The following is a 20,606-nucleotide window of genomic DNA, read 5'->3' on the forward strand; positions in this document are numbered from 1 at the left end:
GGGCCTCCTATTCGGACTTCAAGGACCTCGTCATCAGGCGGCGCACGGCCTCCTCGGGCCGCTCACCGTTCAGGAGGCGCTGCACCTCGGCGGCGATGGGCAGGTCGAGGCCGTGCTCTTTGGCCAGGGCCAGGGCCGCATCGGTGGTGAACATGCCCTCGATGATCTGGCCGCCCAGGGCGTCCCGTGCGGCCTCCACACTGTTGCCCTTCCCCACCATCTCGCCGAAGGTGCGGTTGCGGCTCTGGGGGCCCGTGGCCGTGAGCAGCAGGTCGCCCATGCCGGCCAGGCCCATCACCGTGGATGGCTGCCCGCCCAGCACCTCCACCAGCCGGGCCATCTCGGCCAGGCCCCGGGTGATGAGGGCGGCCCGGGCGTTGTAGCCCAGCTTCAGGCCATCGACAAGACCCGCCGCGATGGCCAGGACGTTCTTGAGGGCGCCGCAGAGCTCCGTGCCCACCACATCGCGGCTGAGGTAGATGCGCAGCTTCTCCGAGGCCAGCTGGGCCTGGAGGGCCTTGGCCCGGGGATCGGGGACGGTCTCCGGCAAGGCCAGCACGATGGCCGAGGGCACCCCCCGGCTGACCTCATCCGCGAAGGTGGGGCCCGAGAGCGCCCCCACGGGCACGTCCAGCACGCCCGTGAGGGCCTGGGACAGCGTCTGGTGGGTGCTCTGGAGGATCCCCTTGCTCACGTGGATCACCAGCTCCGGCGCCTTCGCAGCTTTCGGGCGCAGAGTCCGCCAGGCGTCGGGCGTGACCTGGGTGGGCATGGCGGAGATCCAGAGAGGCGCCGCGAAGGCCGCCGATGGGTCGTCCGAGGTCTGGAGGTTGTCCGGGAACGTCACGTCCTTCAACCGGAGGTGGCGCCGCGTGGCCGCCATCTGGGCCATCTCCTCCGGGAAATTGCCCCAGAGCGCGACCTTCGCACCCGCCCGCGCCCAGGTGATGGCCAGGGCCGTGCCCCAGGCGCCGGAGCCGAAGACGCCGATGTCAGCCCTGGACATTCGCATCCTCCTTCTTCGCGCCCCACAGCTTGGATTCGGTCCCCGCCTGGAGCCGCAGGATGTTCTCCTGGTGCTTCCAGATCACCAGGAAGGCCAGGGCCGCCCAGGGAAGGACCGGCGCCGGGCCCTGGCCGAGCAGCTCCGCCACGGGGCTGTGGGAACTGCGGGTGATGAAGAGTTCCACGGGCACCATGGCCGCGGCCAGGATGCTGCCCAGGCTCACGTGGCGGGTGAGCCAGAGGGCGAAGATGAAGATCCCCAGGGGCAGCAGGACCATGGAGGGATCCGCCGCCAGGATCACGCCGAGGGCGGTGGCCACGCCCTTGCCGCCCTGGAACTTCAGCCAGGGGGTGAACACGTGGCCCAGCACCGCGGCGAGGGCCATGAGAGCCAGCAGGTCCACGCCCACGCCCGCCTTCCTCGCCAGGAACACGGGGAGGAAACCCTTGGCGATGTCCAGCAGCAGGGTGACGATGCCCAGGGCCTTGCCCCCGACACGGCTGACGTTGGTGGCGCCGATGTTGCCGCTGCCGTGGGCCCGCACATCCCCCTTCCCCGCCAGCTTCACCAGCAGCAGGCCGAAGGGGATGCTCCCGCAGAGGAAGGCGGCAAGGCACCACAGGATCGGGGAAGGCACGGACGTTGATGGCATGGACGCAGTGTATCAGCCGTTCCGCAGGGCCCGCCGCAGCAGGTCCAGGGCCGAGGCGGCGGCGCGCAGCTGCACGTCGGCCCGGTCGCCGGGGAGGGTGAGGGCCTTGGCGATCGTCCCGTCCGGTCCTGCCAACGCGATGAACACGGCGCCCAGGGCCGCCTTCCCCTCGGTGCCAGGCCCCGCATTCCCCGTGAGGCCCAGCCCCCAGGTGGCGCCCAGCCTCGCCCGCACGGCCTCCGCCAGGGCCCGGCTGGTGGCCTCGGACACCGTGCCCTCCCGGGCCAGCAGGTCCGGGGGGAGCCCCAGTAGGTCCATCTTCGCCCGGGGGGAATAGACCGTGGCCCCACCCAGGAACGCCTCGCTGGCGCCGGCGATGGCCGTGAGCCGCGCGGCCAGCAGGCCGCCGGTCATGCTCTCCGCCAGGGCGAGGGTCTCGCCGCGGGCCTTCAGGTCCTCGAGCACGGCGTCCTCGAGGTTGCCCGCTCCCAGGCCCACCAGGTCCTCGCCCAGCACCGGCAGGAAGTCGGCGCGGGCGGCCTCCAGGGCCGCGGGGTCCGCGCCCCGGGCCAGCAGCTCCACCTGGGTGAGGCTGGCGAGGATGGTCCAGTCCAGGTCGCCGTGCCGCTGGCGTACCTCGCGGATGCGCTCGTCCAGGGCGCTCTCGGGCACGCCCGCCACCACCATGCGCAGCGTGTGGGTGGGAGCGCCCGCCAGGGCGCGCAGGCGGGGCTCCACCTGCTCCTCCCACATGCGCTTCATCTCCCGGGGCACCCCCGGCATCATGACGATCCGCACGCCGGGATGCCCCTTCGGATCCTGCCACCATACGCCGGGGGCTGTGCCCACGGGGTTGCGCAGGGCCTCGGCCCCAACCGGCAGCAGGGCCTGCTTGAAGTTCGATTCGGGCGGAACCCGCTTGCGGGCGGCGTAGAAGGCCAGCATGTCCTCGCGGCTCTGGGCGTCCTCGCGCAGCTCCACGCCCAGCACTTCCGCGAAGCACTCCTTGGTGAAGTCGTCGAAGGTGGGCCCCAGCCCCCCCGTGGTGAGGATGAGGTCCGAGCGGGTCAGGGCCTCGCGGAAGAGCGCGGCCAGATCCTCATGGCTGTCCCCCACGGCCGTCTTGCGGTGGAAGGCCAGGCCCAGGGAGGCCAGGCGCTCGCCCAGCCACACCGAATTGGTGTCCAGGCGCCGCGTGGTGAGCAGCTCCGTCCCGATGGCGATGCATTCGATCCGCATCCTAGAATCATGCCCCAGGAGGCGCGCCCATGATCATCCCGGATCTCGATGACCTGGTGCTGGAATCCGACGAGGAATCCGGCATCCAGGAGCTGGGCCGGCGCTTCCTGGCCCGGGGCCCCTGGACCACGGTGGTGTTCCTCGTGAAGACGAAGACGGATCCTGAGGGAGACTGGGAAGGCCCCTTCCTCTGGCTGCACCGCTACCAGAAAGTGGCCCAGGGCTGGAAGCTCGTGAGCCGCTTCCGCACCACGGAGACCGCCCAGCTCCTGAAGCTGGCGGATGCCCTGGAGGAATGGAGAGACTACTTCAGCGCCGGCAGGTAGCGCTCCCGGATCACCCCCAGGTGGTGGGCCGCGTGGCCCAGGGCGATGTAGGGGATGCAGCGGGCGGTGATGGCGCGATTGTTCGTGGTGCCCTGGTTCAGCCAGGCCGCATCGGGAAGGCCGCGGAAGAGCGTGAGGCTGGCCGTGCGCACGGCCCGCCAATCCGCCAGCAGATCGGCCATGGTGCGGCCATCGGCCTTGGCGGCCGCGGCGTAGGCATCCTCCTCGAAGCCCGGCATGGGCGTGGCGTCGCCCCGGCCGATGCGCAGGCAGCGGTAGGTGAAGATGCGCTCGGCGTCGCTCAGGTGCAGGAGCAGGTCCTTCAGGCTCCACTTGCCGGGGGCGTAGCGGAAGGTGCCCTGGGCCTCGGAGAATCCGGAGAACAGACTCTCCACCTCGCCCAGCTGCGCCTGGAGCAGGGCCAGCACATCGCCATCGGCTGCTTCGAGGATGTAGGGTGCGTAGCCCTCGGCGTATTCACCGGGAAGCGGTCGCGTGAGGCTCATGGGCCCTCCTTCAGAAGGTCATCACCTTCATGGTGTTCGTGCTGCCGGTCTTCCACAAGGGGAGGCCCATGGTCATGACCACGCGATCGAGGCTGCCCAGCTCGTGCTTGGCCACCAGCAGCTCGCGCACCACGGCCACCATCTCATCCGTGCTGCTCACCCGGGGGATGAGCAGGGCGGTGACGCCCCGCAGCAGGCCCATGCGCCGGGCCGTGACCTCGTCCACGGTGGCGCCCAGAACCGGGGTGCGGCCTGCCAGGCGGCTCACCATGCGGGCCGTGCCGCCGCCCTCGGTGAAGGCCACGATCCAGCGGGCGTTGATCTCGTCCGCCGTGCGGCAGGCGGCGAAGGCCACGGAGATGTCCGTGCGCGAGAGCACCTTCTCCGCCAGCTCGTCCGGCAGGGTGGGCGTGCGCTGCTTCACGTTGGCGTCCGCCTCCGCGGCGATGCGGGCCAGCCACTGCACGGCCTCCACGGGATGGGCGCCCGTGGCGCTCTCGGCGCTGAGCATCACGGCATCCGTGCCGTCCCAGATGGCGTTGGCCACGTCGCTGGCCTCGGCGCGGGTGGGCTGGGCGTGCTCGACCATGCTCTCCAGCATCTGGGTGGCGGTGATCACGGGCTTCAGCGCCTTCCGCGCCGCCCGGATGATCTGCTTCTGGAGGGTGGGGACCCGCTCCACGCCGAGTTCCACGCCCAGGTCGCCGCGGGCCACCATCACGCCCCAGGACACGTCGAGGATCTCGCCCAGGTGGGCCAGGGCCGTGGGGTGCTCGATCTTGGCGATGATGGGCTGGGTGCCCCCCAGGTGCTGGATGATGGCCTGGAGCTGCTGCACATCGGAGGCCCGGCGGACGAAGCTCTGGGCGAAGAGGTCCACCTCGTGCTCCACGCCCCAGCGGATGTCAGCGTGGTCCTTCTCCGTCAGCGGGTCCGTATTGATGTCCATGCCGATGGGATGGACACCCTTGCGCGCCTTGAGGGGCCCGCCGATGACCACCTGGGCCTTCAGCAGGTCCGCGCCCTTGGCCAGGATCTTCACGGTGATGGCGCCGTCGTCCAGGAGCCAGAGCTGGCCCGGCTCCGCTCCCTCGAAGAGCTCGGGATGCGGCAGGGGCGCGGCCCAGGCCACGCCGGCGGGGGCGGAGGCGCCGAGCGCGTGGAAGACCCCCTCGCTGCCCTCCACCAGGTCCAGGGGCGCGTCCAGCAGGCCCACCCGCCACTTCGGCCCCTGGAGGTCCAGGAAGACGGGAATGGAGCGGCCGAGTTCCGCGGCCAGGGCCCGGACCTTCTGGAGCGCCTCCAGGCGCGTGGCGGGGTCTCCGTGGCTCGCGTTCAATCGCACGGCATCGGCTTCGCGGAGGGATTCCCGCAGCCGGTCCCCCTGCATCAAGGCGGGCCCCAAGGTCATCACGAGTTTGGTCTTGCGCACGTCCACTCCCATTCCATGCACAGGCATTCCACACACTTTTCCACAGTCTGCGCCCGCGAATTATCGTTGTCACGGGGCTTTCGCTCTTCGCACCGCGGTGCTACCTTCGTTCTCCCGATACGGATATTGGAGAAGACGGAATGCGCGAGAAGCTGCGTATCCTCGTGGCCGAGATGGTCCATGGAGGCGTGCCGCTGGACATGGCCCGCCGCGAGTTCGAGCGGGTGTACCTGGAGGAGGTGCTGGCGGCCCACGAGGGCAACCACAGCGCCGCGGCACGGGAGCTGGGCATCCACCGGAACACGCTCGCCAAGAAGCTGGAGGCGCCGCCCAGCCGGCTCAGGCGCGTGAGCCTGGCCAGCTGATCCATCCCCCTCCCGCGGACGGAAACCCGGCTCTGCCGGGTTTCCTTTTTACAGACCGCGCTCCCCTTTTCTTTCGACAGCGCCGGCCGGGGCCGGTACAACAAGGGATTCGGAGGGCTCCATGAAGAAGGTGGCCATCAACGGGCTGGGGCGCATCGGACGGCTGGTGCTGAGGCACCTGATGAAGGTCCCCCACGTGAGCGTGGTGGCGGTGAACGACCTCACGGATGCCGCCACGCTGGCCCACCTGATGAAGTACGACTCCGTGCACGGTCCCGCGGACTTCCCCGTGGCCTCCGACCGGAACTACCTGGTGCTGGACGGCCGGCGCATCCGGGTCTACGCGGAGAAGGATCCCCAGCTCATCCCCTTCGGCGCCCAGGGGGCCCAGGTGGTGCTGGAGTGCACGGGCAAGTTCACCAAGCGCGCCCAGGCCGCCGTCCACCTCCAGGGCAGCGTGAGCCACGTCATCATCAGCGCGCCCTCCAGCGACGCGGACCGCACCGTGGTCATGGGCGTGAACGAGACCACGCTGGACCTCGAGACCGAGCGCGTGATCTCCAATGCCAGCTGCACGACCAACTGCCTGGGACCCGTGGTGAAGGTGATGGATGAGGCCTTCGGCATCGAATACGGCTTCATGACCACGGTGCACAGCTACACCAACGACCAGCGCCTGCTCGACCTGCCCCACAAGGATCTCCGCCGGGCCCGGGCCGCCGCCCTCAGCATGATCCCCACCAGCACCGGGGCCGCCAAGGCCATCGGGCTGGTGCTGCCCCACCTCAAGGGCCGCCTCGACGGCCTGGCCGTGCGCGTCCCCACGCCGGACGTGAGCATCGTGGACCTCACCGCAACGCTCAAGACCGACGCCACCCTCGAGGCCGTGCAGGAGGCCTTCCGGAAGGCCGCCGAAGCGGGCCCCCTGGCCCCCTACCTGGAGGTGCTCGACGCCGAGCTGGTGAGCGCCGATCTGGTGGGAAGGACCGCCAGCACCCTGTACGACCCGTACCTCACCAAGGTGCTGGGACCGCGGCTGGTCAAGGTCTTCGCCTGGTACGACAACGAGTTCGGCTACGCCGCCCGCCTGAAGGACGTGTGCGTCTACCTGCTGGAGCGGATCTAGCCGATGAGTGTGCTCGCCCTGAATGGCCTGGGCCGTATCGGCCGGCTGCTGGTGCGTCGCCTGGGAAACGTGCATCGCGGGCTGCTGGGCGCCGTAAATGATCCCGCACCCCTGGACCAGCTGGTGCACCTGCTCCGGTACGACTCCGTCCACGGCCCCTGCCCCTGGCCCATCGAAGGCCTCACGGAAGATGGCCAGGACTACCTCTTCCTGGATGGCCGCCGGGTGCCCCTCTTTCATGCCAGCGACCCCGGGCAGATCCCCTTCCCCGCCCCCACGCGCCTGGTGGTGGAGGCCAGCGGGCGGTTCACGCGCCGGGCGGACGCCGCCGGGCATCTGAAGGACGGCGTGTCCCACGTGGTGATCAGCGCGCCCAGCCCCGACGCGGACTACACAGTCATCGCCCCCATCAACGGCGGCGGCCTGGATCCCGGCCGCCATCGCGTGATCTCCAACGCCAGCTGCACCGCCCACGCCACGGCCCCCATGCTGAAGGTCCTGGACGAAGCCTTCGGCCTCGAGCACGCGGGCATGAGCACCGTGCATGTGGTCACCAACGACCAGCGCCTCCTGGACCTTCCCCACAAGGATCTCCGCCGCGCCCGGGCCGCCTTCAAGAGCATCATCCCCACCACCTCGAGCGCCTTCGGGGCCCTGCACCGGGCCATGCCCGACCTGCCCGCGGCCTTCGACGGCGTGGCCCTCCGGGTGCCCACCCTCAGCGTCAATCTGGTGGACGTGGTGGCGACCCTGCGCCGGGATGCGGACCTCGCCTCCGTGAGGGCCGCCTACGAGTCCGCCGCCGCCGGCTCCTGGAGGGACCTCATCGGCATGGCCCCTCCCTTCGCCGTCAGTACCGACATCACGGGGCGGGCCGAAAGCGTGCTGATGGACCTGGACTTGACCATGCTGCTGGGCCCCCGCTTCGTGAAGGTCTTCGGCTGGCACGACAACGAGACCGGCTATGCCGCCCGCCTCTGCGAGCTGGTGGTGGATCTGGCAGGGCGGATCTAGGGTGCCTAACAAAATCCCCATGGGGTCGTGCGAGGGTCGCCAGGCGGGCGCCCCGCGGCGTCACGGCCCTTGAACGATGTCCCGCATCGCCCTGCGGGCCCTTCCCTCTCGGTATCGCCTCCGGCGATACACGAGACATAAAGATATCTGCGGTGCATCCCGCCTGGCTTTCTCGCGGCCCCGTCGGGTTTTGTTAGGCACTCTTAGATCGTCCCGGCCGCGTAGCCGGTGCTGAAGGCGGCCTGGAGGTTGTAGCCGCCCACGGGGCCGTCGATGTCCAGCAGCTCGCCGCAGACCCGCAGGTTCTCCCAGCCTCGCAGGGCCATGCTGCGGGGATCCACGGCGGCCAGGTCCACCCCTCCGGCGGCCACTTCGCCCCGGGCCAGGGGCACGGGCTGGGGCGCGCCCAGGGGCAGGGCCGTCGCCAGCTCCACCAGGGCTTTCCGTGCGCCCTTCGCGAGGTCCTTGAGCATGAGGCCGCGGGTGAGCCCGGCCTCCTCCAGGAGGTCGTCCACCAGGCGCTCCGGCAGGTGCCGCTGCAGCCAGGTGGCCGCCCGCAGGCGGGGGTTCGCGCGGGCCTCGGTCTGGAGCCCCGCATCCACGGCCTCCTGCGCCTCCCGGACCGCGGCATGCACGAGCCACGCCGCGCCATTCCGCCGGGCCCGCTCCACGGCCTGGCTCAGCTCCAGGGCGGCCGGGCCGCTGACACCGCTCTTCGTGAAGAGGAGGTCTCCCGCGAAGGCCGCGAGACGGCGCCCGCCGGGCCCCGCGCAGAGGCGCAGCTCGCCGTCCCGCAGGGCCACGCCCTCCCAGGCCGAGCGCGGACGTGCGAGGGGGATGGGCGCCAGGGCCGGGAACCAGGGCCTCACGGGGATGCCGAGGGGCCGCAGCCAGCCCGGCACCTCGCCGCGGGTGCCGGTCTCGGGGTAGCTGGCCCCGCCGGTGGCGAGGATGTAGATGTCCGCATCCAGCCTCCTCCCGTCTGCGAGCAGGGCGTCCAGGCGCGGGGCCCTGCCCTCCAGCGCCGTCACGCGGGCCCCCGTGCGCACGTCCACGCCCGCGCGCCGGGCCAGCGTCTCGAAGGCCGCCACCACGGCCGCCGCGCTCCCGGGACGGTCCAGGGGAAACACCCGCCCGTTGTCGCGGGTGTAGGTCTCCACCCCCTCGCGGCGCAGCAGATCCAGCACGGCTCCATTGCCGAAAGCGTGCAGGGAGGGTCGCAGGAAGCGCGCCTGATCCGCGGGGAAGGCTGCCAGCAGGGCCTTCGGCGGACCGTCATGGGTGATGTTGCACTTGCCCCCGCCGCTGATGCGGAGCTTCACGCCCAGGCGGCCGTTGGCCTCCAGCAGCGTGACCCCATGGCCCAGCGAGGCCGCCCGCCAGGCCGCCACCAGCCCCGCCGCGCCCCCGCCCACCACGATCACCTTGGCCATGCATCCATCATGGCGGATCGGAGGTTTCAGCTGTCAGCTATCGGCTATCAGCTATCGGCTGCCAGCTGTCAGCTATTACTGAGAGCTGACAGCTGATGGCTGAGAGCCCCTACTGGAAGATGCCCTTGAAGAACTTCCGGATCTTCCCATCGCCGGAGCCCTTCTTGCCCCGCTTCTGGAGGTGGACCGGGTCCGGCAGCGGCTTGTGGCGCTCGGGGATGGCGCTCCAGGGCAGGTAGCCCTCCAGCTCGAGGCGGAGCTGGTGGCTGCCTTCGCCGGGGATCTCGAGGGCGGCGGGAGTCTTTCCGTGGGGCTCGCCGTCCAGGAAGATCGCCGCGCCGGCGGGCTCGCTGGCCACCTGGACCTGGAACGGGGCGGGCTGGAGGCGCAGGGTCAGGTCCTTGTCCTCGGCCTTCAGGCGGTAGACCAGGGGCTGATGATCCGGCTTCTCCAGGCGCAGCAGGTCGGCCTTGCCCTTCACCACCACCTGGCGCAGCGGGGTCCGTCCCAGGGAGGTCCCGTCGAGGAATACCTCGGCCCCGCCGGGCTTCGATTCGATGGACAGCACGCGGCTGGGTTCGGGGCGGAAGAACAGGAATCCCAATCCCAGGATCGCCAGGAGGAGGCCGATCCCCCAGAACCAGCGGCTTCGCGGGGAGACGGCCTTGGCGGACAGGTCGATCCGGAGGGTGCCTGTGGCCTTCACAGGGGCGGTGGAGGCAAGCTGGGCGAGGTGGGCCGCGCGCCGCTCCGGCGCCAGCGGCAGGGCCTCCAGGAGGGCCACGAGGAAGGAGGGGATGTCGGCGAACCGCTTCTGCGGATCCTTGTCCAGGGCCTTCCCGAAGACCTCCGCCAGTCCTGGAGGAAAGTCCTGCGGCCAGACGGGCGGATCATGCACGATGCGGTAGAGGGTGGCGCCCACGCTGTCGCCCGCGAAGGGCAGCAGGCCCGTCAGCATCTCGAAGGCAGTGATCGTCAGGGCCCAGCGGTCGGCGGCGGGGGTGGCCTTCTCGCCGTTGAGCACCTCCGGCGCCGCGTAGGCCGGCGTGCCCAGGAAGGTCGAAGTGGTGGTCAGGCGCCCGGTCTGATCGCCCCTCGCGATGCCGAAGTCCATGAGCTTCAGGCGGCCGTCCTTGGCCACCATGAAGTTGTCGGGCTTGATGTCCCGGTGGAGGATCCCCAGGGCGTGCACGGCGGCGAGGGCGTCCGCGGCCTGGATCAGCAGGCCCGCCGCCTCGTCGGCATCCATGGGCCCCCGGCGGATCCGGTCCGACAGGGACTCCCCCTCCACGTACTCCATCACTAGATAGGGCCCCAGATCCGGCGCCTCGCCCACATCGAAGACCGTGATGGCGTTGGGGTGGTTCAGGCGGGCGGAGATCTCCGCCTCGCGCTTGAAGCGGAGCAGCACCTCGGCGTCGCCGGTGCCCTCCCGCACGACCTTGATCGCGAGGGCCCGCTTGAGGAGGGGATCCTCCGCCAGATACACCGTACCCATCGCGCCGGAGCCGAGGGTGCCCAGGACCTTGAAGCGGCCGATGGTGGAAGGATCCAGACTCATCCTTCCATCGATCATGCCAGAGGCGGAGGCGGAGCGCCGCCCCGGCTACACTTGGAGCATGTCCGACGCAGGCTTCTCCACGCCCCGCCCCGCCCAGCTCCGCCGCTTCGGCCGGGTGTTCTATCCCGCGGGGCTCCGCATGCAGAAGGCCCTGGCGGCCCATGTGAGCCAGGAAGGAAATCCCGACCAGCTGGTGATGCTGGAGCACGATCCCGTCTTCACGCTGGGCAGAAACGCCACCCCTGCCGACATCCACATGAGCGACGATTTCCTGGCAGCCCAGGGGGTGAGCGTCCACCGTACGGACCGCGGCGGCGAGGTCACCTACCACGGCCCGGGCCAGATCGTGGCCTATCCCATCTGCAACCTGCGGGGCGGCCGCGAGGACGTGGGCCGCCTGGTGCGCGGCCTGGAGGAGGCCATGATCCGCACGGCGGCGGATTTCGGCGTGGCCGCCGACCGCCTGAAGGGCGCGCCGGGCATCTGGGTGGAAACCCCGCGGGGCCTGGAGAAGCTCGGCGCCATCGGCCTCCACCTCAGCCGCTGGATCACCACCCACGGCATCGCCTTCAACGTGCGGCCCAACCTGGACCACTTCCGCTGGATCACGCCCTGCGGCTTCACGGACAAGGGCGTGTGCAGCCTCCTGTCCCTGCTGGGCGAAGCGGCGCCCACCTGGGAGGCCGCGGCGGACCGGCTCCAGGCCCATCTCACGGCCTGCCTGGCCCTGGACCTCCAGCCCGTGAGGCAGCCCAGCCGCAGTGTCTCCGCCATGACCTGGCGCCGCGGTGCCGATGGCCCCGAGATCCTCATGATGCTGCGGGTGCCCGAGCACGGGCTCTGGTGGCAGAGCGTCACCGGCATGATGGAGCCGGGCGAGACGCCAGAGCAGACCGCCCATCGGGAGCTGATGGAGGAGACGGGCCTGGCCGGCACGCTGCGCCCCCTGGGCCTTTCCCACAGCTTCTGGGTGGATCCCTCCATCGTGCGGTTTCCCGACGCCGAGCCGAGATTCAACACGGAGACCTGCTTCTCCATGGAAGTGCCCGCCGAGGCGCCGGTCCGGCTGGAGCCGAAAGAGCACAGCGAGTTCAGGTGGTGCGGGCCGGAGGAGGCCCTGGCCCTGATGAAGTGGGAGGGTTCGAAGGCGGCCCTGAGATGCCTCCAGGGCTGGTGGGCCGGGGCCTGAGGCCCCCGCAGACCTGGGAGCCCCGGCTTCCCTGGCCGGGCCATCGCCTTGGGCGCGGTCTGCGATCCGCGGCACGGCGCGACCCCGGGCCCCGGAAGCCTGGAGCCGGGTTGTTAACCTGGAGCGTCTCCGGAGCGCCCATGTTTCCCCAGTTCACCGATGACCAGACTGCTGTCCGCGACGCCGCGCGGGACTTCGCCCAGGCCGAGATCGCGCCCGGGGCCGCGGCCCGCGATGCCAGCGGGGAGTTCCCCGAGGCCATCTTCCACGAGCTCGGCGAGATGGGCTTCCTGGGCATGACGGTGCCCGAATCCTATGGCGGCGCGGGGGTGGACTTCCTCAGCTACATCCTGGCCCTGGAGCAGGTGGCCTACGCCGACGCCTCCGTGGCCGTGGCCATGAGCGTGAACAACTCCGTGGCCTGCGGCCCCATCATGGCCTTCGGCACCGAGGCCCAGAAGCAGAAGTACCTGAAGCCCCTGGCCAGCGGCGAGGTGCTGGGCGGCTTCATGCTCACGGAGCCGGACGCGGGCTCCGACGCCGCGGCCCTCAAGAGCCGCGCCACGAGGGTGGAGGGGGGCTGGCGCCTGAACGGGTCCAAGGCCTGGATCACCAACGGCGGCGTGGCCCGCTACTTCGTCACCATGGCCCGCACAGACCCGGACAAGGGCAAGAAGGGGATCAGCGCCTTCATCCTCGACGCACAGCAGCCCGGCGTGGTCATGGGCCGGCCCGAGGAGAAGATGGGCCTGCGCTCCAGCAAGACCGTGATGGTCGCCCTGGAGGACGCCTTCGTGCCCGAGGACGCCATGCTCGGGAAGCCCGGCGACGGGCTGAAGGTGGCCTTCGGCGGCCTCGACGGCGGCCGCATCGGCATCGCGGCCCAGGCCCTGGGCATCGCCCAGCGGGCCATGGACGAGAGCGTGGCCTACGCCAAGGCCCGCACGTCCTTCGGCAAGCCCATCGGCGAGCACCAGATGATCCAGACCTACCTGGCAGAGATGGAATCCCGCCTCCAGGCCGCCCGGCTGCTGGTCTACCGCGCCGCCGCCCTCCGGGGGGCCGGGAGGGCCTGCACCCTGGAGGCCGCCACCGCGAAGCTGTTCACCACCGAGAGCGCGGTCTGGATCTGCGACCGGGCCGTGCAGATCCACGGCGGCTACGGCTACTCCCGCGAGTACGCCGTCGAGCGCCTCTACCGGGACGTGCGGGTCACCACCATCTATGAGGGCACCAGCGAGATCCAGCGCATGGTCGTGGCCCGGGAGCTCCTGAAGTAATTATTTTCAACACCCGGTGAAATACTTCTTGCCCTCACCATGCGAGGGAGGCATGCTGCTTCCCTGGGCCCATCTAAACCGGCCCAAGGTCCCGCCCGTAGGCACCTTGTCCCCGTGGCGGTTCTTTTGATCCTCTAAGGAGTGGTGATGATGCGTCCCCCGATCCTCCCGGCCCTGCTCGTGGCCTTCTCCCTGGTGGGTCAGGAGGCTCCCAAGACCGGCGCGGCCCAGCCCGCCGCCACGAAGCTGACCCTCCAGAGCGCCATCGAGACCTCCCTGAAGAACAACCTCCAGGTGCAGATCGCCGTGGAGACGCGGGACTACACCCGGGCCGGGCTGACCATCGAGGAGGGCGCCTTCGACTGGAACCTCACGAGCAGCCTCAATGTCGCGAAGTCCGAGGACGCCAGCCGGACCCAGACCTTCATCGGCGGGCCCTTCACCTCCTCAGAGACCACGTCGTTCAACCGGAGCTTCACCCTGGGTTCCACCAAGGCCTTTGGCTGGGGCGGCAACCTGAGCCTGAACTACGCCCCCACGTACCGGTTCAGCAAGGGCACCGTGAACGGCGGCCCTGAGACGCCCTTCACCACCAATCCCTACGACGGCAGCTTCTCCGCCACCTACACCCAGAGCCTGCTGAGGGGCTTCGGCCGGGCCTCGACCGAAAGCCGCCTCATCGTGGCCCGCAAGAGCGCCCAGGCCGCGGATCTGAACTTCCAGCTCGCCATCATCAACCTGGTGGCCAGCACGGAGTCGCTCTACTGGGATGTGGTGTTCGCCCAGCGCAACCTGGAGAACAAGCAGCAGGCCCTCGCCCTGGCCCAGAAGCAGCTCAAGGAGAACCAGATCCGCGTGCAGGTGGGCACCCTCGCCCCCATCGAGGTGACCTCCTCTGAAGCCTCCGTGGCCCAGCGCGAGCAGGACATCATCGCCGCCGAGGCCCAGCTGCTGAACGCGAAGGACGCCCTCATCCGGGCCCTCTACCCCGTAACCGAGCGCCCGGCGGGCCTGGAACCGGCGGACGCCCCGGGCATCAAGCCCCTGGAGCTGGACGAGGCCGCCGCCGAGAAGCAGGCACTGGCCAACCGCATCGAGCTGAAGACCGCCCGTCTCGACCTGGAATCCAAGCAGGCCCTCGAGACCGCGGCCAATAACCGCACCCTCCCCCAGCTGGACGCCTACGCCACCTACAACGGCAATGCCGCCTCGCAGGTCCCGTCGGAAGGCCTCTCCGCCGTCAACAAGGACCTCTCCAAGGGCACCTATCCCGGCTACGCCGTGGGCCTCCAGTTCTCCATGCCCATCCAGAACCGGGCGGCCCGGGGCAGCCAGGCCCAGGCCCGCGCCAACCGCCGCCAGAGCGAGCTGACCCTCCGCGACCTGGAGCTGGGCATCACGCTGGAGGTCCGCCAGGCTTTCCGCAATCTGGACGCCTCGGCCAAGGGCGTCGCCGCCGCCGAGAAGACGCGGATCTTCCGGGAGAAGGACCTCGAAGCCGAGCAGAAGAAGTTCGAGAACGGCATGAGCACCAACTTCCTGGTGCTCTCCAAGCAGAACGACCTGGACACCGCCAAGAGCAGCGAGCTCCAGTCCCAGATCACCTACGCCAAGGCCGTCACCTCGCTGGAGAAGGCGCTGGGGCACCTGCTGGAGGCACGGAAGCTCGAAGTCAAGTGAGGCCTCCGCCGCTTCACGGCGGAGGCAGTTCAAAGACAGAGGAGAATAGAAGAAGCCCGGCTTTGCCGGGCTTCTTCGCGGGGGTTCGGGGGTGTGCGCGCAGCGCGGGACCCCCGGATAGCCAGAGGCTCAGTCCATCCGCAGGCTCAGGTCTGCGGCCGGGGCGCTGTGGGTGAGGGCGCCGACGCTGAGGAAATCCACGCCGGTCCCGGCCACGGACCGGGCCCGCTCCAGGGTGATGTTGCCGCTGGCCTCCAGGAAGAGGCGCCGGCCGCTGCGGTCCCGCAGGGCCACGGCCTCGCGCATCTGCTCGATGGACATGTTGTCCAGAAGCACGCCGTCCACGTCCGGCAGGTCCAGACAGGCCTTGAGCTGGCCCAGGTTCTCCACCTCCACCTCGATCTTCACGAGGTTCGGCGCCGCGCGGCGGGCCGCCTCCACGGCAGCCCGGACGCCTCCCGCGGCGGCCAGGTGGTTCTCCTTCAGGAGCACGCCATCCCCCAGGGTCAGCCGGTGGTTCACGCCGCCGCCGCAGCGCACGGCGTACTTCTCCAGGAGCTTCAGGCCCGGCGTGGTCTTGCGGGTGTCCAGGACCCGTGCGCCTGTGCCCTCGATGGCATCTACGAACTTCCGGGTGAGGGTGGCCGTTCCCGACAGGCGCTGCAGGAGGTTGAGCATCACCCGTTCGGCCAGGAGGATGCCGTGGCTGGAGCCCCGCAGCCGCATGACCTCTGTCCCCGGCCCGACCCGCTGCCCGTCATGCCGCGCCAGATCGGCATTGAGGTTCGAACAGGTGAGGCGGAGCGCTTCCACCGCCATGGGAAGTCCCGCCAGCACCAGGTCGCCCTTGGCCACCACCCGGGCCGTCATGGGCCGGTCGGGCACCGCCGACGTACTCCAGTCCTGGGTGCCCCAGTCCTCCCGCAGGAAGGCGCGCAGCTGGTCGCGGTAGGTCTCGGGGTGCGGGGGATGGAACATCGGTCACTCCGGCCCCAGCGTACAATGCTCGACACCGATCCCAAACCAGGAGCCTCCCATGTCCTTCGTTCTCGTCGAGAAAGCCGACCGCATCGCCTGGGTCACCCTCAACCGGCCCGAGAAGCTCAATGCCCTCAACAACGAGGTGCTGAAGGAGCTGGAGCAGGTCTTCGCGGAGCTGGAGCAGGATCCGGCCGTGGGCGCCGTGGTGGTCACGGGCGCCGGGGAGAAGGCCTTCGTGGCCGGGGCCGACATCGCCGAGCTGAAGACCCTCGACACCGCCAGCGCCCGGGTCCAGGCCCTCCGCGGCCAGGCCGTCTACCAGCGTATCGAGTCCATGCCCAAGCCCGTCATCGCCGCCGTGAACGGCTTCGCCCTGGGGGGCGGCTGCGAGCTGGCCCTGGCCTGCCACATCCGCATCGCCAGCGAGAACGCGAAGTTCGGCCTGCCTGAGGTGAGCCTGGGCATCATCCCCGGCTACGGCGGCACCCAGCGCCTGCCCCGCCTCGTGGGCAAGGGCGTGGCCCTCGACATGATCCTCAGCGCCGAGATGACTCCCGCCGCGGATGCCCTGCGCATGGGCCTGGTCAGCCGCGTGGTGCCCCAGGCCGATCTGAAGGCCACCGCCGAGAAGCTGGCCAAGACCATCCTCTCCCGGGGCCCCCTGGCCCTCCGCAGCGCCCTGGCCGCCGTGAACGAGGGCATCGAGATGCCCCAGGACCAGGGCCTCCAGTACGAGGCCGCCCTCTTCGGCCTCCTGGCCGCCACCCAGGACATGCAGGAGGGCATGGGCGCCTTCCTGGAGAAGCGGGCCGCGCAGTTCAAGGGCTTGTAGCCTTTCTCGTTCTCCAGAAAACGGCGGGCCGGATGGCCCGCCGTTTTCTGGAGCATGGAACAGCTACCGCTTGGCGGGGGCCCCGACGCTGACCGCCGCCGTCTGCTCATTGTTGTTCTGGTCCGCCACCTTCACGAGCACCCGGTCCCCGCGGACGGCATCACGGGGCACGACCACCTCGAAGCGCTCGTCCTTCTGGTCGAAGACGCGGTCCTCGGGCACGATCTGGAGCCAGTGCTCCCCATCGGCGCTGACGGCGGCCTCCTTCAGGGTGGAGGTCTCGTCCCGGGCCACGAAGCGGACCCGGACGCCCTCCCCTTCGGAGACGGCGCTCAGCTCGGAGATGACCGGCGGCGTGTGGTCCACGATGAAAGGGGCCGTTCGCCAAGTGCTGGTGAGGGCGGCGTTGAAGGCGGCGGTGGGTGCGTCAGAGGCCGTGACCTCCAGGCGGTAGCGGCCGTCGGGCACAGGCAGGGTGTCGAAGCTGAAGAACTTCTCCTTCCAGGCCTTCTCCAGGAGGAGGGGCGCGCCGCGGTCGGGCACCAGGCGGATGGCGAACTGGAGGGTGTCGGCGTTGGGATCGTTCACGCGGAACACGAAGCTCTGCGCGCCCCGGCGGAAGCTGCGCTTTTCGGCGCCCATGTAGCCCATGGCCGGGATGAGCTTCTGGGTTTCCAGGGGCACCCGCTCGATGCCGATGTCGTCCGGCGGAGCCGTGCGGGTGATGACCAGGCCCGGGGGCATGATGTCCACGCCCTCCCAGACCGGGGCCAGGTTGCGGTGGGCCCAGTGCACGGTGACCGTCTCCACCACCGGCGTGGCCCCCCCGCGGGTGCTGCTCAACCGCAGGCGAAACTGGGCGAAGCGGGAGGACGGCAGGGCCGGCCGCTCGCCGCTACGCAGGGGGGGCGTCCAGGGGCTCCAGGTGGCGTCCGGCGTCTCGGTGCTTCCGGTCCTGAACTGGAACTCCACGTTGGTGCCCGTGGGGGTCTCGGCGTCCAGGTAGGCCCGGCCCCAGTCCGCCAGGGGCGCGCCCTTGAGGATCTTCGACTCCAGCGTGCCCTCGGTGGCCTGGGCCTCGGAGAGCACGTGCAGCTCGGCCGGGTTGGAGCCCACCACCAGCAGGTCTCCGCCCGAGGGCAGGAAGGCCGTGGCCTGGGCCGTCCCGAGTTCCTGCACCACGGCGAAGGGATCCGTGTCGCGGGCCCTGCCCAGGGGGAGCGAGAACAGGCGCGAGCGGTTGCCCGTGCCCACCAGCAGCTGGCCCTTCCAGGCCGTCAGCGCGTAGACCTGGCTCTGCGCGCTCTGCCAGAGGGTCTCCGGGACGCGATCCCGGTCCATGCGGATGACGGCGGAGCGGGCGGCCACGGCGGTGTCCGCCTGGAGGTAGCCCTCGCGGCGCTCCAGCTGCCCCGTGCTGAACTTCGGGGTGAGCCCATTGTCCGCCCCGATGTAGAGCTGCCCGTCCGCCACCGCCAGGGCCCGCACCTCCTCGAAGGGGGTGTCCATCAGTGTCTCCAGGCGGTCGCCCTGGCGGCTGTAGCGCAGCACCAGGCCGCGGCCGTGACTGCCAAGGTACCAGCCCCCCTGCCCGTCCGGCGTCAGGGCCGTGAAGGCCGTCTCGTCCGCCAGCTCCGTGAGCCGGCGGCTGGACCCGCTCCGGGCCTGCACCAGCACGGCGCCTTTCTCCGAACCGCCCGCCACGAGGACCGCATCCCCTTCCACGGCCAGGGCCCAGACGATGCGGGCCTCGATGTCGGCGAAGGGCTTCACGTCACCGGAGGGGGAGACGCGGAAGAGCTTGCCTTCGCCGGTGGGAGCGACGATCAGATCCTGCCCCATGCGCGCCAGGGCGAACACGATGCCGCCCTTCACCTGGCCCAGGGGCTTCACCTGGCCGCCGGAGTAGTGGAACAGCTTGCCGTCGGTTCCCGCGGACAGGTAGGCGCCGCCGGCGCCATCCGCCACCGCGGCCCAGATCACGCCTTCGGGCAGCTGGCCCACGCGGCGCAGGTTCGGAGCCAAACGCAGGCGTCCGTCGGCGCCGATGCGGACGCCGCGGGTCTCGGAACCCAGCCAGTCGTTGAAGCCCGAGAAGGTGGCCGTGGGCTGCTCCGCGAAGGCCGCCATCCCCATGGCCGCGGAAAGAAGGAGGGTCATCCAGCGCATAGATCCCTTTCGTCGCAGGTCCATTGTCTATTCGATCTCCACGTCCAGCTGGCTGAGCCCCCGCACCTCCCGGTCCAGGGGCAGGACGGCGCGGCCGACGATGCGCCGCTGCAGCTTGTTGTCGCTGCTGGCGCCATCGCCGCTCACCAGGCTGGCCACCGTGGGGGGGATGCCCTCGATGCGGCTGCCGCGGAGGCCGGCGCCAGGCTGGGTCTGCACCAGCAGGGCGTAGGCGTGGTTGTTCCGGAGGGCGCCGTTGAGCAGGCGCACCACATCGCCCAGGTTGGCCACCTCGATCATCCGCTCGTCGGGATCGGCGGCCATGAGGCTGAAGCCGTCGCCCACCATGAGGGTCGCCTTGCCCTTGGCCGCAGAGGAGGGTACCTGGATGTTGAAGGTGGCCGTCTCCCGCACACCCTGGATGTTCTGGAGGGTCACCAGCACCGGCAGCACCTCGCCCCGCTTGGCCCGGGCCTTGAGCAGGCGGACACCCGCGATGCCCGACAGGTCCAGCCGCTCCTCGGCCTTGATGGTGAGGGAGATGCCCTCGAACACGGGCTTCTCGAAGGGATTGAGGGTGATGGCCTGGAGCATGGCGCCGATGTACTGGGACATGCGCGAGGGGTTCAGGTCGGCGATGACGTTCTCGATCTGGATGGCGGGATGCCCGGCCAGCTTGATGTTGCCCTGCATGGAGAGGCTCTGGAGGCCGAGGCCGCGGGTATGGGAGTCCAGCGTCTGGGCCACGGCCGTGGCCACCAGGGCCGGGGTGGCCACGGGATGGTCCATGAGCTCGAAGCGGTAGTTGAGGGTGCGCTTGCCCCCCAGGTTCAGGCCGATCCGCAGGGGCACCAGGCGCGCCTCCGCGCCCAGGAGCCCCGCCACGCCGGAGCTGCGGTCCAGGCGCAGGGCCCCGATGGGCGCCACGGGCATGGCCATCTTGAAGGAGCTCTGGTAGCTGGCCACGGTGCTGGCCACCGTGGCGGACCAGAGCGGCAGGTCCACGGCCCCGAGGTTGAACAGCTGGTGGCCGAAGAGCAGCACCCGCTTGCCCGAGATGTAGGTGATGGTGCCGGCAGCGGCCAGGTCCAGGTCCCCCTGCATGAGGGTGATGGCCGCCATGCCGCCAGGCTCGAGGGGACTGGCCTCCTCCCGGGCGCCGCCGGACAGCACCGGGGCCGCGGCGAAACTCACCGGGAGGCCCGCCCACAGGCGCCGGGCCTCGGGCCCCAGGGGACTGCCCACGAAGGACATGGGCATGGCCTGGGGGTCCGCCTCGCCCATCAGGGTTGCGAAGTCCAGCATCTGCCCCGACAGGGCGGCCTTGAGCACCTTGGGCGGTTCCAGCTTGGGCAGGATCAGCGGCGTGCGGCTGGAGGGGGTCTCCGGAATGTCCCGGAGCTGGTCCAGCATCTCTGCGATGGGCGTGATGCCGCCGATGGCCTCCTTCTCGAAGAGGATGCCGGTGCTCAGGGCCCCGATGAGCTTCCCGTCGATGTAGCAGGGGCTGCCGCTCATGCCCGCCAGAATGCCGGTTTCCGCCAGGGGGCCACCGGAGGCCCGGACCATGATCCGGCTGCGCCCGGGGGCGGCATTGCGCTGCACGCCCAGCACCTCGAACTCGAACCGGTCGATCTTGCCGCCCTGGAAGACGGTACGGCCGTAGCCCTTCATGCCGGCGCGGATCTCAGCCACGCCCAGGGTGGCGGGTCCCTGTCCGGCCAGGGGGAGCATGGAAAGGAAAGCGATGGCGAGGGCGACCAGTTTCATCGATATCTCAAGGAATGCATGAAGCCTAGCAGGACGGTCCCGTAA

18 protein-coding genes are annotated in these 20,606 nt (G+C 70.2%); 8 read left to right on the forward strand and 10 right to left on the reverse strand.

From position 1 onward, the window contains the following. Positions 1-7 precede the first annotated feature (7 nt). The 3 genes from G398_RS0112515 to G398_RS0112525 are packed head-to-tail and all read right to left on the reverse strand — an operon-like array spanning position 8 to position 2,897. Positions 8-1,006, reverse strand: a complete 999-nt coding sequence (locus G398_RS0112515) for an NAD(P)H-dependent glycerol-3-phosphate dehydrogenase (RefSeq protein WP_052571924.1) — start codon at positions 1,004-1,006, stop codon at positions 8-10. Next, positions 993-1,643, reverse strand: a complete 651-nt coding sequence (gene plsY, locus G398_RS0112520; RefSeq protein ID WP_026853831.1) for a glycerol-3-phosphate 1-O-acyltransferase PlsY — start codon at positions 1,641-1,643, stop codon at positions 993-995. Before plsY ends, G398_RS0112515 begins: the two co-directional genes overlap by 14 nt. Before the next feature lie 27 nt (positions 1,644-1,670). Further along, on the reverse strand, positions 1,671-2,897 hold the full coding sequence (locus tag G398_RS0112525) for a CinA family nicotinamide mononucleotide deamidase-related protein (protein WP_026853832.1): 1,227 nt from the start codon (positions 2,895-2,897) through the stop codon (positions 1,671-1,673). 29 nt (positions 2,898-2,926) lie between these two features. On the opposite strand from G398_RS0112525, the gene G398_RS0112530 reads away from it, so the two are divergent. Then, positions 2,927-3,223: a hypothetical protein gene (locus G398_RS0112530; protein WP_026853833.1), complete on the forward strand. Its 297-nt coding sequence runs from the start codon at positions 2,927-2,929 to the stop codon at positions 3,221-3,223. Here the strand turns inward: G398_RS0112530 and G398_RS0112535 are convergent. Beyond that, a complete protein-coding gene (locus G398_RS0112535; RefSeq protein WP_026853834.1) occupies positions 3,202-3,729 on the reverse strand; it encodes a DinB family protein in 528 nt (175 codons plus the stop codon). The genes G398_RS0112530 and G398_RS0112535 overlap by 22 nt on opposite strands. Positions 3,730-3,739: 10 nt before the next feature. Continuing rightward, on the reverse strand, positions 3,740-5,161 hold the full coding sequence (gene pyk, locus G398_RS0112540; protein WP_026853835.1) for a pyruvate kinase: 1,422 nt from the start codon (positions 5,159-5,161) through the stop codon (positions 3,740-3,742). Between the two features lie 140 nt (positions 5,162-5,301). On the opposite strand from pyk, the gene G398_RS18355 reads away from it, so the two are divergent. From G398_RS18355 to G398_RS0112555, 3 genes are all read left to right on the forward strand, one after another. Beyond that, positions 5,302-5,526, forward strand: coding sequence for a helix-turn-helix domain-containing protein (locus G398_RS18355; protein ID WP_052571926.1), 225 nt, complete (start codon positions 5,302-5,304; stop codon positions 5,524-5,526). Positions 5,527-5,647: 121 nt separating this feature from the next. Beyond that, complete coding sequence (gene gap, locus G398_RS0112550; RefSeq protein WP_026853836.1) at positions 5,648-6,652, forward strand: type I glyceraldehyde-3-phosphate dehydrogenase; 1,005 nt, start codon at positions 5,648-5,650, stop codon at positions 6,650-6,652. Between the two features lie 3 nt (positions 6,653-6,655). Next, entirely contained in the window at positions 6,656-7,666 is a 1,011-nt protein-coding gene (locus G398_RS0112555; RefSeq protein WP_026853837.1) for a type I glyceraldehyde-3-phosphate dehydrogenase, read from the forward strand. A gap of 203 nt (positions 7,667-7,869) precedes the next feature. On the opposite strand, the gene G398_RS0112560 is transcribed toward G398_RS0112555, so the two are convergent. Both G398_RS0112560 and G398_RS19870 read right to left on the reverse strand, forming a co-directional pair. Further along, positions 7,870-9,099 (reverse strand): BaiN/RdsA family NAD(P)/FAD-dependent oxidoreductase, encoded by a 1,230-nt coding sequence (locus G398_RS0112560; protein ID WP_026853838.1) that lies wholly within the window; start codon positions 9,097-9,099, stop codon positions 7,870-7,872. A 109-nt stretch (positions 9,100-9,208) separates the two neighbouring features. After that, positions 9,209-10,660: a serine/threonine-protein kinase gene (locus G398_RS19870; RefSeq protein WP_052571927.1), complete on the reverse strand. Its 1,452-nt coding sequence runs from the start codon at positions 10,658-10,660 to the stop codon at positions 9,209-9,211. Between the two features lie 58 nt (positions 10,661-10,718). On the opposite strand from G398_RS19870, the gene lipB reads away from it, so the two are divergent. The 3 genes from lipB (at position 10,719) to G398_RS0112580 (ending at position 14,809) form a co-directional block, all read left to right on the forward strand. Further along, entirely contained in the window at positions 10,719-11,849 is a 1,131-nt protein-coding gene (gene lipB, locus G398_RS0112570; protein ID WP_169720666.1) for a lipoyl(octanoyl) transferase LipB, read from the forward strand. A gap of 140 nt (positions 11,850-11,989) precedes the next feature. Continuing rightward, positions 11,990-13,129 carry an acyl-CoA dehydrogenase family protein gene (locus tag G398_RS0112575; RefSeq protein ID WP_026853840.1) on the forward strand — a complete coding sequence of 380 codons (1,140 nt, stop codon included), beginning with the start codon at positions 11,990-11,992 and terminating at the stop codon, positions 13,127-13,129. Positions 13,130-13,276: 147 nt separating this feature from the next. After that, positions 13,277-14,809, forward strand: a complete 1,533-nt coding sequence (locus G398_RS0112580) for a TolC family protein (RefSeq protein WP_026853841.1) — start codon at positions 13,277-13,279, stop codon at positions 14,807-14,809. Positions 14,810-14,938: 129 nt separating this feature from the next. Here G398_RS0112580 and nadC read toward each other — a convergent pair whose 3' ends face one another. After that, positions 14,939-15,787: a carboxylating nicotinate-nucleotide diphosphorylase gene (gene nadC / locus G398_RS0112585; protein WP_026853842.1), complete on the reverse strand. Its 849-nt coding sequence runs from the start codon at positions 15,785-15,787 to the stop codon at positions 14,939-14,941. Between the two features lie 58 nt (positions 15,788-15,845). Here nadC and G398_RS0112590 point away from each other — a divergent pair, with 58 nt between their 5' ends. Beyond that, a complete protein-coding gene (locus G398_RS0112590) occupies positions 15,846-16,622 on the forward strand; it encodes an enoyl-CoA hydratase/isomerase family protein (RefSeq protein ID WP_026853843.1) in 777 nt (258 codons plus the stop codon). A gap of 63 nt (positions 16,623-16,685) precedes the next feature. On the opposite strand, the gene G398_RS0112595 is transcribed toward G398_RS0112590, so the two are convergent. Beyond that, a complete protein-coding gene (locus tag G398_RS0112595) occupies positions 16,686-18,782 on the reverse strand; it encodes a hypothetical protein (protein ID WP_157492414.1) in 2,097 nt (698 codons plus the stop codon). Between the two features lie 36 nt (positions 18,783-18,818). Beyond that, entirely contained in the window at positions 18,819-20,561 is a 1,743-nt protein-coding gene (locus G398_RS0112600; RefSeq protein WP_026853845.1) for a SpoIVB peptidase S55 domain-containing protein, read from the reverse strand. Between the last annotated feature and the right edge of the window lie 45 nt (positions 20,562-20,606).

It is taken from the genome of Geothrix fermentans DSM 14018, from assembly GCF_000428885.1.
Lineage (GTDB): Bacteria > Acidobacteriota > Holophagae > Holophagales > Holophagaceae > Geothrix > Geothrix fermentans.

What these genes read in the sequence shown, in the direction of transcription:
- G398_RS0112515 (WP_052571924.1), bottom strand. Translation starts at nt 1,006, where the DNA reads ATGTCCAGGGCTGACATCGGCGTCTTCGGCTCCGGCGCCTGGGGCACG.
- G398_RS0112525 (WP_026853832.1), bottom strand. Translation starts at nt 2,897, where the DNA reads ATGCGGATCGAATGCATCGCCATCGGGACGGAGCTGCTCACCACGCGG.
- G398_RS0112530 (WP_026853833.1), top strand. Translation starts at nt 2,927, where the DNA reads ATGATCATCCCGGATCTCGATGACCTGGTGCTGGAATCCGACGAGGAA.
- G398_RS0112535 (WP_026853834.1), bottom strand. Translation starts at nt 3,729, where the DNA reads ATGAGCCTCACGCGACCGCTTCCCGGTGAATACGCCGAGGGCTACGCA.
- G398_RS18355 (WP_052571926.1), top strand. Translation starts at nt 5,302, where the DNA reads ATGCGCGAGAAGCTGCGTATCCTCGTGGCCGAGATGGTCCATGGAGGC.
- gap (WP_026853836.1), top strand. Translation starts at nt 5,648, where the DNA reads ATGAAGAAGGTGGCCATCAACGGGCTGGGGCGCATCGGACGGCTGGTG.
- G398_RS0112555 (WP_026853837.1), top strand. Translation starts at nt 6,656, where the DNA reads ATGAGTGTGCTCGCCCTGAATGGCCTGGGCCGTATCGGCCGGCTGCTG.
- G398_RS0112560 (WP_026853838.1), bottom strand. Translation starts at nt 9,099, where the DNA reads ATGGCCAAGGTGATCGTGGTGGGCGGGGGCGCGGCGGGGCTGGTGGCG.
- G398_RS19870 (WP_052571927.1), bottom strand. Translation starts at nt 10,660, where the DNA reads ATGAGTCTGGATCCTTCCACCATCGGCCGCTTCAAGGTCCTGGGCACC.
- lipB (WP_169720666.1), top strand. Translation starts at nt 10,719, where the DNA reads ATGTCCGACGCAGGCTTCTCCACGCCCCGCCCCGCCCAGCTCCGCCGC.
- G398_RS0112575 (WP_026853840.1), top strand. Translation starts at nt 11,990, where the DNA reads ATGTTTCCCCAGTTCACCGATGACCAGACTGCTGTCCGCGACGCCGCG.
- G398_RS0112580 (WP_026853841.1), top strand. Translation starts at nt 13,277, where the DNA reads ATGATGCGTCCCCCGATCCTCCCGGCCCTGCTCGTGGCCTTCTCCCTG.
- nadC (WP_026853842.1), bottom strand. Translation starts at nt 15,787, where the DNA reads ATGTTCCATCCCCCGCACCCCGAGACCTACCGCGACCAGCTGCGCGCC.
- G398_RS0112590 (WP_026853843.1), top strand. Translation starts at nt 15,846, where the DNA reads ATGTCCTTCGTTCTCGTCGAGAAAGCCGACCGCATCGCCTGGGTCACC.
- G398_RS0112595 (WP_157492414.1), bottom strand. Translation starts at nt 18,782, where the DNA reads ATGACCCTCCTTCTTTCCGCGGCCATGGGGATGGCGGCCTTCGCGGAG.
- G398_RS0112600 (WP_026853845.1), bottom strand. Translation starts at nt 20,561, where the DNA reads ATGAAACTGGTCGCCCTCGCCATCGCTTTCCTTTCCATGCTCCCCCTG.